The organism is Microbacterium shimangi (assembly GCF_043556445.1).
Classification (GTDB): Bacteria; Actinomycetota; Actinomycetes; order Actinomycetales; family Microbacteriaceae; genus Microbacterium.
The window spans coordinates 490,389-502,489 of the sequence record NZ_JBIGII010000004.1 but is presented as its reverse complement, the minus strand read 5'-3'; the positions used below and the strand labels follow the sequence as shown (position 1 = coordinate 502,489).

Here is a 12,101-nt window from a genome sequence, read left to right as displayed (position 1 = left end):
CTACGAGCGCGCTCCGCCCCCGGTCGCGGCGAGCACCGCCACCGCGGCGACGGCCGCGACGGCGCGAACGGTGTTCCACGCCGTCCACCGGCGGCGATACTCGTTCCAGAAGGCGGCGCCCTCGCGGTCGAGCCGCCGATTCAGGGGCACGTTGAAGGCGACCGTCACCACGGTGCTGGCGACGGCCAGGGCAGCGGCACCGAGCGGAGCAGGCGCAACCGGTGTCTCCCGCAACTGCGAGACCGCCAGCGCGACGGCTGCAACGGTGGTCGCCCCGAACACGACGATGAACGGCCCCCGCTCGGCCGCGCGATTGATCCGCTTCATGGCCGCTGCTGCGGCGTCACGCGGAAGCGCGTGGAGCGCCGGCATGACCATGACGGTGAACGCGGCGTAGATCCCACCCACGACGGCTGATCCGACCGCCGTCGCCACGACGATCACGACCGCCCTCCCCTCATGCGATCGGGGTGAGGGTGCGGGTGGATCACGGCGGAATTCGTCATGGCTCGAGTCGACCACCGCCTGTCCAGACTGAGAATGGGTCAACGTCGACCTGACATTCGTGACCGTCTAACATTCGATGTCATGGACCCTCTCGACCAATTCTTCGACGGCCCCCGCGCGGCGCGTGCCTTCGTGATGACGGTCGAGATGTGCTCGCCCTGGGCTATCGAGGTCGAGGACGAAGCGGCTCTGACCGTCGTCTTGATCACCTGGGGCGCCGCGATGATCGGCGACGTCACCCTCCGCGAGCACGACGTGGCGCTGGTCCGAGGTCCCGCGCCGTACCGCGTCGCCGGCTCTCTTGACGCGCCGACGTGCGCCGTGATCGGCCCCGGGCAGGTGTGCACCACCCCTGACGGTGTCGCGCTGCACGAGAGCTTCGCTCACGGTGTGCGGCGATGGGGCAACAGTCGATCCCCCGACACCGAGATGATCGTCGGCGCCTACGCCCACGACGGTGCCATCGGCCGACTGGTCTCGCTCAGCCTCCCCCCTGTCGCCCGCGCTCCGCGCACACCGTCACTCGACGCGATCTCGAACCTTCTCCGCCGGGAGGTGGGCAACACGGGTCTCGGACAGCAGGCGATTCTCGACCGACTGCTCGACACCCTGGTCGTATCCGCCCTGCGCGAGTGGGCGGCTTCCCGTGCCGACGATCTCGACACGTCGTGGCTCACGACTCGAGACCCCGTCGCGCGTCGTGCCCTGGAAGCCATGCACTCGGAGCCCCAGACGGCGTGGACCGTGGCAAGCCTCGCCGCCCTCGCCCACGTCTCACGGGCGACCTTCGCCGCCCGTTTCCGCTCCGCCGTCGGCTCATCACCGGTCGCGTATCTGAACCGGTGGCGACTCGCGCTCGCCGCCGAACGACTCGTCGATCCCTCGCTGACCGTGGCGCACGTCGGGCGCACGGTCGGTTACGAGAACGCCTTCGCGTTCAGCACGGCATTCAAGCGCCAGTACGGCCAGAGTCCCTCGGAGTTCCGCTCGACGACGACTGCGTCGAGCGGCGTGCTCGTGAGCTGACTCAGCGCGCCGCCGCGGCTCGCGCGTACGCCTCCGGCAGCGCGGCCACGACCCGCGTGAGATCTGCCCCCGTCGAGGTGCGGCCGAAGGTGAAGCGCAGCACCGAGCGCGCCTCCCGCTCGGTGCGGCCCAGCGCCAGCACGACGTGGGAGGGCTCGGGAACGCCCGCCTGGCACGCCGACCCGGTCGACACCGAGATGCCCGCCTGGTCGAGAAGGAACAGCAGAGTCTCACCCGACGCCCCGGGGAACAACACGTGCAGGTTGCCGGGGATCCGCTCCACCGGGTCGCCGAGCACCTCGGCGTCGGGAAGTGACGAGCGGATGCTGCGTGCTAGGGCGTCGCGCAGGTCGTCGAGACGCCGCGCCTCGGCCTCCCTTTCGTGCTCGGCGAGTTCGGCGGCGACGGCGAAGGCCGCCGCTCCCGCCACGTCCTGCGTGCCGGCACGGAGCCCGCGCTGCTGGCCCCCGCCGTGCTGAAGCGGGGTGGGCGTCGACTGCCTCGAGACGACCAGTGCGCCCACACCGACCGGGGCTCCGACCTTGTGTCCCGAGACGCTGAGGGCGACGAGTCCGGCCGCGCCGACAGCATCCGCCCGCCACTGACGGAAGGACACCGGCAGGTGTCCGAACGCCGAGACGGCATCGAGGTGCAACGGCACACCCGCGTCACCGGCGGCGCGGGCCATCGCGGCGGCGTCCTGAACGGTGCCGACCTCGTTGTTCGCGATGAGGGCGGTTGCGAGCGCCGCCCCCGGAAGCGCATCGGCGAAGCCCGACGCATCGATGCGTCCGACGCCGTCGAGCCGAACCGGCTTGACGATGGCGCCCTCGTGCGCGACCAACCACCTCACCGCGTCGAGTGTCGCGTGATGCTCCCCGTCGGGGAGCACGACCGTGTCGGCTCCGTCTGGCCGCGACCACCAGAGGCCCTTCACCGCGAGGTTGACGGCCTCGGTTCCGCCCGAGGTGAAGACCACCTCGACCGCGTCGCAGCCGAGAACGACGGCGAGCCGTTCACGGGATTCCTCGAGAACACGGCGTGCTGCCTGCCCCCCACCGTGGATCGACGAGGCATTGCCGACGATGTCTTGCGCAGCGAGCCACGCCGCCCGAGCCTCGGGCCGAAGCGGCGTCGTCGCCGCGTGATCGAGGTAGACCGCCGTCATGCCGCCTCCTGCGTGCCCTGCCCGACTCCGGGCCTTCATTACTCTAGATCCCATGGTCCGCCCCGAGACGTCCCCGCTTCTTTCCGGCCCCCGTCTCCTCACCTCCGCGCTCGATGACCTCGGGGTCACCCGTGGGCCCGATGCAGCGGCGACCCTGCGGGTGTGGTCCGGCACAGCCGATGCCATGGAACTGGTGATCTTCGACGACGCCGACCTCGACTGGGCCGTGGCGGTACTGCCGATGGAACCCGTCGGCCAAGGCGTGTGGAGCGTGGCGACCGAACTGCTGCGACCGGGCGCGAGGTACGCGATTCGCGTGAACGGCCCCCACGCCGCCGGCCACACCTTCAACTCCCAGACCCTCCTCATCGAGCCGTACTCCCGCGGGCTGGTGTCGGGCGGGTTCGAAGACTGGCGCTCCGTCGTCGTCGACGGGAGCTTCGATTGGGGCGGCACGGCCAAGCCCGCGGTCCCGCTCGGCAGCACCGTGATCTACGAAGGGCACGTGAAGGGTCTGACCAAACGGCACCCCGGCGTGCCGACCGCTCTCCACGGGACCTATGCCGGTCTCGCGCACCCGGCGATGATCGAACACTTCCACGCCCTCGGCATCACGAGCGTCGAACTGCTGCCGGTGCACGCGTTCGCGACGGAGCCTCGCCTGCTGCAGCTGGGGCTCGCGAACTACTGGGGGTACAACTCGCTCAATTTCTTCACCCCCCATGGGGCCTACGCGACCCAGGCCAGCCGGCGCGAAGGACCGGAGGCCGTGCTCCGGGAGTTCAAAGGGATGGTGAAGCTGCTGCACGAAGCGGGCCTGGAGGTCATTCTCGACGTCGTCTACAACCACACCGCGGAAGAAGGTCTCGGGGGGCCGCGTACGAGCCTCCGCGGGATCGATAACCGCAATTACTACCGCCAGACCGAAGAGGGCGGCTACATCGACGTCACCGGTTGCGGAAACTCCGTGAACACGGCGACGGATGCGGCGAGCCGCCTCATCGTCGACTCGCTGCGCTACTGGGCGAACGAGGTGCAGATCGACGGGTTCCGCTTCGACCTTGCCGCGACCCTCGGACGTGATGCGACGCACGAGTTCACCCCGCAGCATCCACTCTTCGAAGCGATCGAGAACGACCCGCTGCTCGCCGACGTGAAGATGATCGCCGAGCCGTGGGATGTCGGCATGGGCGGCTGGCAGACGGGCAACTTCGCGCCGGGGTGGTCGGAATGGAATGACCGTTACCGCGACCGCGTCCGCAATTTCTGGCTGAGCGACGTCGACTACGCCCGCCGTGCCGACACCGCGCCGGTGGGCATCGGAGGCTTTGCGACGCGGCTCGCGGGCTCGTCGAACACGTTCGACGTCGAGCGCGGGCCCCTCGCGAGCGTCAATTTCGTCACAGCTCACGACGGTTTCACCTTGCGCGATCTCGTGTCGTACGACGTGAAGCACAACGCCGACAACGGCGAGCACAATCGCGACGGCGCCGACACGAACCGTTCGTTCAACCACGGTTTCGAGGGCGAGACCGACGACCCCCACGTGCTCGCGACGCGGCGCAAAGCCATGCGCAATCTGCTCGGAACGCTGTTGCTGTCGGCCGGGGTCCCGATGCTGACCGCGGGCGATGAGTTCGCGCGGACCCAGCACGGCAACAACAACGCCTATTGCCACGACTCCGCGCTGACCTGGCTGTCGTGGAACCACGAACCGTGGCAAGAGGCGATGTTCGCGCACGCGCAGAAGCTCATTCGCCTGCGTCGCGAGAATCCGGCGCTGCGCCCGTCCCACTTCGCCCGGAGCGGGGAGCACACTCCGTCATCGTCGGTCATGGCCTGGTACGACGAACGCGGCGAGACCATGTCGGAGCACCGCTGGGCCGATCCCTCGCACCGCACACTGCAGTACGTCGCGACGTCGACGCCCGACGACGGAGAACGCAATCGGGTGCTCCTGATCATCCACGGCGACGAGCAGGCCATCGACGTCACGCTGCCCGTCATCGACGGTGTGGAGCGTTACGTCTCGCAGTGGTCGAGTGCCGACGACGTCCCGGCCCGGCAGACGCGTGCCCACCTCCCCGGCGAAACCGTCGCGCTCGCCGGAACGTCGATGCTCCTCTTCGTGGCTGAATGATCCGGAGCCATCTGTCAACCGCCGCGCGTCCGGTGTCGTGGGGACGGCCACCACGATAGGTTCGGAGCGTGGCTCCCACGACGCGAATCCAGTCCCCTACGGCGTGGCTCAGTGCCTCGTCCATCCCCGTACGACCGGCGATTGCGACGGTCTCGCCCGGTGCGCCGAAGACGCCCCGCATACCGCTCGCCCATCCGTTCCCGCACGTCCCCGACGGAAAGTTCTCCCCGAGCGCCTTCGTCGGCGAGGCCGTGCCCTTCACCGTGACCGCCTTCCGCGAGGGCCATGACCGCATCGGCACGCACGTGCGGCTGTTCGCCCCCAGCGGCGACGAATCGCTGCACCGACTCCGCCCGTTGGGCGACGGCTTCGACCGTTGGTCCACCCAGGTCGTGCCGCTCGAACAGGGCCTCTGGCGCTTCCGCTTCGAGGCTTTCGCCGACGACTACGCGACGTGGCGGCACGCCGCCGATGTGAAGATCGCCGCGGGCGTCGACACCGACCTGATGCGCGAGAGCGGCGCGTTGCTGTTCCTCCGTGCGGCGAAAGAGCAGTCCCGTCCGGCAGACGAGCGCCGCCTTCTCGAACGCGGAGCCGTCACGTTGCGCGACCCCGCGGCCTCCGATGACACCGCCCTCGAGGTCGTCCGCTACGACGCGATCGCCGATTCTTTCGCGCTTCGTCCGCTCACCTCGCTCGTCTCCGTCGGCGACGAGCAGCAGCTCCTCGTCGAGCGCACCCGCGCGGGCGTCGGATCGTGGTACGAATTCTTCCCCCGCTCCGAGGGGGCCGAGATGGCGGCCGACGGAACGGTGACCAGCGGAACGTTCCGAACCGCCGCGAAGCGTCTTCCCGGGGTCGCCGCCATGGGCTTCGACGTGCTGTACCTGCCCCCGATCCACCCGATCGGGGAACGAAACCGCAAGGGTCCGAACAACTCGCTCGACCCCCAGCCCGGCGACCCAGGATCGCCCTGGGCCATCGGCTCGGCTGCCGGCGGCCACGACGCGATCCACCCCGATCTCGGCGATCTCGCCGACTTCCGCGCTTTCGTCGCAGAGGCGGCGGCGCACGGAATCGAAGTGGGCATCGACCTGGCCCTGCAAGCCTCGCCCGACCACCCCTGGGTGACCGAGCACCCCGAGTGGTTCACCACGCTTCCCGACGGTTCGATCGCCTACGCCGAGAACCCCCCGAAGAAGTACCAGGACATCTACCCCGTCAACTTCGACAACGACCCCGAGGGCATCAGGGCCGAGGTGCTCCGCGTCGTCCGGCACTGGATCGCGCAGGGCGTGCAGATCTTCCGCGTCGACAACCCGCACACGAAACCACTGCAGTTCTGGGAGTGGCTCATCGCCACGGTCAACGCCGAATCGCCCGACGTGGTCTTCCTCGCCGAGGCGTTCACGCGTCCGGCTCCGATGCAGGGGCTCGGCATGGCCGGCTTCCAGCAGAGCTACACCTACTTCACGTGGCGGAACACCAAAGAGGAACTGACGGAGTTCTTCACCGAGCTCGCGCAGGACACCGCCGACTTCTTCCGGCCGAACCTCTTCGTGAACACCCCCGACATCCTCACCGAGTATCTGCAGTACGGCGGGCGACCGGCGTACAAGATCCGCGCGGCTCTGGCGGCGACGGCCGCTCCGACGTACGGCGTCTACGCGGGCTACGAGTTGATCGAGAACGTCGCGCGGCCCGGTTCTGAAGAGAACATCGACAACGAGAAGTACGAGTACAAGTTCCGCGACTGGGCCGGAGCCGAAGAGCGCGGCGAGTCGCTCGCGCCTTACCTCCGCCGGTTGAACGAGATCCGCCGCGACCACCCGGCGCTCGCTCAGTTGCGCAACATCTCGATCCACTGGAGCGACGACGACGCGATCCTCGTGTATTCGAAGCACCTCGACGCCGCCCTCAGCCCGACCGGGCAGAGCGACACGCTCATCGTCATCGTCAACCTCGACCCCCACTCCGCGCGCGAGACCGAGGTGCACCTCGACACCCGCATCTGGGGAGTCGACAGCGACGCCGGAGAGACATACGAGGTCGAAGACCTGTTGACCGGTGCCCAGTGGACCTGGGGTCAGCACAACTTCGTCCGCCTCGACGCGTTCGCTGAACCCGTTCACATCCTGCACGTGAAGGAATCTCGATGAACCTGTCATCCACCCCCGGCGACGTCGTTCTCGACACCATTGCCACGGGCAGCTACCACGACCCGCACTCCGTACTCGGTGCGCACACCGACGACGAGGGCACCTGGGTGCTTCGCACGCTGCGCCCGCTGGCGACCACAGTCACGGCCGAGTTCGCCGACGGCTCGGGGGTCGAGTTCACCCACCTCCGCGCGGGCATCTGGGAGGCACCGGTCGACGCATCGCCGGGGGCCTACACCGTCACCGCCACCTACGAAGACGGCTCGGTGTACACCGCCGACGACCCGTACCGGCACTCCCCCGCGATCGGTCAGCTGGATCTGCACCTGATCGCCGAAGGACGCCACGAAGAGCTCTGGCGCCTCCTCGGTGCTCACGAGCGGACGCTCGACGGCTCTTCCGGTGTCGCCTTCACCGTATGGGCCCCCGATGCGCGGGCCGTTCGTGTGATCGGCGACCACAACGGTTGGGACGGACAGTCGCACTCGATGCGCTCCATGGGTTCGAGCGGCGTCTGGGAGATCTTCATCCCGGGTCTGTCGACCGGCGCCCGCTACAAGTTCGAGATCCTCACGCGCGCGAGCGACTGGATCGAGAAGGCCGACCCCATGGCCCGGCTGGCCGAAGTGCCGCCGGCCACAGCATCCGTCGTCACGGCCTCGGAGTACACCTGGGCCGACGAAGCGTGGCTCGGGCACCGCTCCGCCACTCCGCTGACAGACCAACCGATGTCGATCTACGAAGTGCACCTCGGCTCGTGGCGCCCGGGCCTCGGATACCGCGAGGCCGCCGACCCGCTCGTGGAGTACGTCACGCAGCAGGGCTTCACGCACATCGAGTTCATGCCGCTGTCGGAGCACCCCTTCGGTGGTTCGTGGGGGTACCAGGTCTCGGGCTACTATGCCCCGACCAGCCGCTTCGGACAGCCGGACGACCTCCGCTACCTCATCGATCGCCTGCACCAGGCGGGCATCGGCGTCATCATGGACTGGGTTCCCGGTCACTTCCCCAAGGACGCTTTCGCCCTCGCGCAATTCGATGGCGAGCCCCTCTACGAGCACCCCGACCCGCGACGCGGCGAGCACAAGGACTGGGGCACGCTGATCTTCGACTACGGCCGGAGCGAGGTGCGCAACTTCCTCGTCGCCAACGCGCTGTACTGGCTGGAGGAGTTCCATGTCGACGGACTCCGCGTCGACGCCGTCGCCTCGATGCTGTACCTGGACTACTCGCGCAACGAGGGCGAATGGGCGCCGAACCAGTACGGGGGCCGCGAGAACCTCGAAGCGGTGCGCTTCTTGCAAGAGGTGAACGCCACCGCTTACAAGCGCTACCCCGGCATCGCGATGATCGCCGAGGAGTCGACGAGCTTCCCCGGCGTCACCGCACCCACGTCGCAGGGCGGCCTCGGGTTCGGGTTCAAGTGGAACATGGGCTGGATGAACGACTCGCTCCAGTACATCTCGCGGGATCCGCTGTATCGCGACCACCACGACGGCGAGCTGTCGTTCTCGTTCGTCTACGCCTTCACCGAGAACTTCGTCCTGCCCATCAGCCACGACGAGGTCGTGCACGGCAAGGGAAGCCTCTTCGGACGCATGCCCGGTGACCACTGGCAGAAACTCGCCAACATGCGGGCCTACCTGGCCTACATGTGGGGGCACCCGGGCAAGCAGCTGTTGTTCATGGGCCAGGAGTTCGGCCAGATGTCGGAGTGGTCGGAGGGCCGAGGCCTCGACTGGTGGATGCTGGAACAACCGGCGCACGCGCAGCTCCACGATTTCGTCGCCGCCCTGAACCGGGTGTATCGCGACGAGACCGCGCTGTGGGCACGCGACCACGACGGAGCGGCCTTCAACCGCATCGGCGCACCGGCGTGGAACCCGACCGTGTCGGCGTTCGCGAGGCGCGACTCCCACGGCAACACGGTGGTCGTCGTCTGCAACTTCTCGGGCGAGCCGCTGCACGACTACCCGCTCGACCTTCCGGAGCGCGGCGTCTGGACCGAGATCCTCAACAGCGACGCCGAGGTCTACGGCGGCTCGGGCGTCGGCAACTTCGGAGTCGTCCACACCGACGACTCTGGTCGGGCGACACCGACGCTCCCCCCGTTGGGCGTGCTGTTCCTCAAGCACCAGGCCTGATCCGCGAAAACCGTATAACGCGAACGGGACCCCGACATGATGTCGGGGTCCCGTTCGCGTTATACGGTCTCGCGCTAGAAGAGGAGCGAGGTCAGCCGGCGTCGTGCGGCACCCACGCGGGGGTCGGCGTCACCGACGAGCCCGAACAGCTCCAGCAGGCGTTCGCGCACGGGCGCGCGATCGTCAGACGGGAGCGCGGCGAACAGTTCGAGCAGTCGTGCGAACGCGTCGTCGACGTGGCCACCGGCGATGTCGAGGTCGGCCACGGCGAACTGCGCCGCGACATCGGTGGGCGCCGCCGCTGCGGCGGCGCGGGCCTCTTGCAGGTCGAGGCCCTGCACACGATCCAACAGGCGCACCTGTCCGAGACCGGCGCGGGCGTCGTCGTCACGCGGATTCTCGGCGAGGGCCTTCTCGTAAGCGGCGATCGCGCGGGGGTAGTCCCCCACCTCGATGGCGTCGAACGCCTCGGCGTGCAGCGGCGGCAGCGCCGGCTCCTCGGGCTCGGCAGCATCCACCTGATCATCCGAAACCGACAGCGTGCCCGACACGCCGTTCTGCGCGGCCATCTGCAGCAACTGCGCGAAGACCTCGCGCACCTGCTGCTCGGGAACGGCGCCGGTGAACATGGGCACGGGCTGGCCGGCGACGAGCGCGACGACCATCGGGATCGACTGCGCGCGGAATCCCTGGGCGAGTTGCGGGTTGGCGTCGACGTCGACCTTGGCGAGGACGACCCGACCACCCAGTTCGCGGACGACCTTCTCGAGGATCGGACTCAGCTGCTTGCACGGCCCGCACCATTCCGCCCAGAGGTCGACGACGACGGGAACGGTTCGCGAGAGCTCGAGGACCTCGCCGAATGTCTGATCGGTGACGTCGCGAACGAGCGCCCCCGCATCGTTCGTGGGCGCCGACGGCGGCGTGCCCTCTGCCGGGGGCTGAGGACGGTTGCGCAGGGTGGACAGGTCCACCGCGCCGCGCATGACGGCACCGGGTGCGGGCGTGCTCACGGGATCACCTTTGCTTCGAGGATGCTGGATCGGTAACCGAGCAGGCGTACCTGCTCGCTCGATCCCTGAGGGGGGACGTAGAAGAACAGTTGGTCGGAATAGGTCGTCGTGAAGCCCGTCGACGATTGGTCGACACCGGTGAGCGCCCGCACCGCGGGGTTGCCCGGATCGCCGGTCAGCTTGATGACCGCCTCGGCGTTGGTGGGTTTCACGGTGTCGTTGTCGTTGACATTCACCGCGACGATCGCGCCGCCCTCTTGCGTCGCGAGTGCCAGTGGCTCATGGGTTCCCGGCACGGACTCGAACGCGATGGTCGCGGTGTCGGTTCCGGTCTCGGCGAGCTCGGCCGAACGCTGGTCTTTGTTGGCCTGGATACCCGCGAGGAGAAGGTCGCCCTGGGTGTCGAACTGCGCCCAGTAGGGGCTGTTCTCCCCGTTGTTGATGACATCGGCGTACGCCGCCGCGAGGTCTTCCGGCGCGAGCGCGAGGAAGCCGGAGTCAGGCGGCACCTGGTAGGCGCCGACGTACGATGCGGCGACCTCCGGAAGCTCCGTCGACGCTTCGAGACTCGCGACGTAGGTCGCCTTGTACTCCGACCACGGGTCTTCCTGGGTCAGGAGCATGATCGTCGGGGCGACGGTCGTGTCGGCGCTGTCTTCGACGACGGTGAGCACCGAGCGGGGCCAGCTGTCGAAGGCCTGCGGCAGCACGATCTCGATCGGAGCGGCCGGTACCGCGGGCAGTGCGGGGTGCTCGGGGATCGCGGCGCGCAGCGTGTAGTTCGTCTGGCGTTCCGCCAGGGCGGCGCCGCCGAGCCGGGTCGCCGCCAGATCGGCGTCGCCCGCAGCATCCGCCGCCGCCACCGTTTCCGCGACGCGGGCGACGATACGCTCCGCCTGATTCTCGGTGACCGCGGGCGCCTGCTGGCCCTCGGGCACGATGACGGTCTCGGTCGGGGTGGGGGTCGGCGATACGGCCAGGTCGGGCCAGGCGTCTGCCGAGCATCCCGCGAAGAGCATGGCAGACGCCGCGATCGCCGGGACCACGACGAACGCGCGACGGCGCGATGAGACCGCCCGACGGGTGGGGGCGCCACCGGCGGTGACCACACCTTTGTCGGCGCCCTCGACGGCGAGATCGATCGGCTCGGTGACCGGCATGGGGAGACCCTTCCGACGCGGACCCCGCGACCGGCGGGAGTGTCGGATGGCGAAGAAGTACAGGATGATGCCCACCAACAACACGAGCGAGCCCCCGACGATCAGCGGACCGGCCCAGGGCGTCGACACTTCGAGCGGCCACGAGAGCGTGATCGTCGACGGGGCGGGGGCGGTGCCGTCCGACGCGAGCAGCACGCTCATCGTGTCGGGGAGCTGCAGGGGCATCGTCAAGGAGCCCTCCGCCTGGAACTCTTCGAGCCAGAGATCGGACCCCGCCGGGTTACGCACGGTCTGGGTCGTCTCGGTCTCGGTCTGGGTCGTCTCGGTCTCGGCCGTGTCGCCGGTCGCCTCATCGGCGGTCGCGGTGGGGCTGGGTGTCGGAGTGGGGGTCGGGGTGCTGGTCGCGTTGCCGATGGCGCCCTCGCCATCCACCGAGATCTGGGTGAACTCGCTGTCGGCGAGCCAGGCGCGAAGATCGGCGGTGCGCCCGTAGGCGGCGAAGACGGTGCCGTCACCCTCTGCCGTCAGGGTCTGCGCGCCCGGGAGGCGGGTGAGCACGGCGCCGTCGACGAGCGTGAACGCGGTCTCTCCGTCGGTCTCGATCGTCTGCGTCTCGTTCGACGGGCCCTCGAAGACCGTGCGCTGGGCGATGCCCGCGCCGATCAAGACGGCGGCGATCAGAAACGCCACCACGGCCCACACGAAACGCACGAATACACCACCCCATCGCCGGTCTCCGGGGCGGAGACCGCTTCTCGACATTCCAGACTATCGAACACCGGCT

General features: G+C 68.8%; 8 protein-coding genes. 4 read left to right on the top strand and 4 right to left on the bottom strand.

What is annotated here, in order from left to right; translation table 11 throughout:
* Positions 1–444 carry an anthrone oxygenase family protein gene (locus ACFXQA_RS09265; protein ID WP_394519532.1) on the bottom strand — a complete coding sequence of 148 codons (444 nt, stop codon included), beginning with the start codon at positions 442–444 and terminating at the stop codon, positions 1–3.
* Positions 445–588: 144 nt separating this feature from the next.
* Here ACFXQA_RS09265 and ACFXQA_RS09260 point away from each other — a divergent pair, with 144 nt between their 5' ends.
* Entirely contained in the window at positions 589–1,533 is a 945-nt protein-coding gene (locus ACFXQA_RS09260; RefSeq protein WP_394519531.1) for an AraC family transcriptional regulator, read from the top strand.
* Between the two features lies 1 nt (position 1,534).
* Here the strand turns inward: ACFXQA_RS09260 and ACFXQA_RS09255 are convergent, their stop codons facing one another.
* Positions 1,535–2,701 (bottom strand): cysteine desulfurase family protein, encoded by a 1,167-nt coding sequence (locus ACFXQA_RS09255; protein WP_394519530.1) that lies wholly within the window; start codon positions 2,699–2,701, stop codon positions 1,535–1,537.
* A gap of 52 nt (positions 2,702–2,753) precedes the next feature.
* On the opposite strand from ACFXQA_RS09255, the gene glgX reads away from it, so the two are divergent.
* The 3 genes from glgX to glgB all read left to right on the top strand — a co-directional run bounded on the left by glgX (position 2,754) and on the right by glgB (position 9,144).
* Positions 2,754–4,841 (top strand): glycogen debranching protein GlgX, encoded by a 2,088-nt coding sequence (glgX, locus tag ACFXQA_RS09250; RefSeq protein WP_394519529.1) that lies wholly within the window; start codon positions 2,754–2,756, stop codon positions 4,839–4,841.
* Positions 4,842–4,909: 68 nt separating this feature from the next.
* Entirely contained in the window at positions 4,910–7,000 is a 2,091-nt protein-coding gene (locus ACFXQA_RS09245; RefSeq protein ID WP_394519528.1) for an alpha-1,4-glucan--maltose-1-phosphate maltosyltransferase, read from the top strand.
* The gene (gene glgB, locus ACFXQA_RS09240) at positions 6,997–9,144 is read left to right on the top strand and encodes a 1,4-alpha-glucan branching protein GlgB (RefSeq protein ID WP_394519527.1); all 2,148 of its coding nucleotides are present in this window, start codon (positions 6,997–6,999) and stop codon (positions 9,142–9,144) included. Before ACFXQA_RS09245 ends, glgB begins: the two co-directional genes overlap by 4 nt.
* A gap of 74 nt (positions 9,145–9,218) precedes the next feature.
* On the opposite strand, the gene ACFXQA_RS09235 is transcribed toward glgB, so the two are convergent.
* Entirely contained in the window at positions 9,219–10,157 is a 939-nt protein-coding gene (locus ACFXQA_RS09235; protein WP_394519526.1) for a tetratricopeptide repeat protein, read from the bottom strand.
* On the bottom strand, positions 10,154–12,028 hold the full coding sequence (locus ACFXQA_RS09230; protein ID WP_394519525.1) for a DUF8094 domain-containing protein: 1,875 nt from the start codon (positions 12,026–12,028) through the stop codon (positions 10,154–10,156). The genes ACFXQA_RS09235 and ACFXQA_RS09230 overlap by 4 nt, the downstream gene beginning before the upstream one ends.
* Positions 12,029–12,101: the final 73 nt, after the last annotated feature.

Coding starts and splice junctions, on each gene's coding strand:
- ACFXQA_RS09260 (WP_394519531.1), top strand. CDS start 589: ATGGACCCTCTCGACCAATTCTTCGACGGCCCCCGCGCGGCGCGTGCC.
- ACFXQA_RS09255 (WP_394519530.1), bottom strand. CDS start 2,701: ATGACGGCGGTCTACCTCGATCACGCGGCGACGACGCCGCTTCGGCCC.
- glgX (WP_394519529.1), top strand. CDS start 2,754: ATGGTCCGCCCCGAGACGTCCCCGCTTCTTTCCGGCCCCCGTCTCCTC.
- glgB (WP_394519527.1), top strand. CDS start 6,997: ATGAACCTGTCATCCACCCCCGGCGACGTCGTTCTCGACACCATTGCC.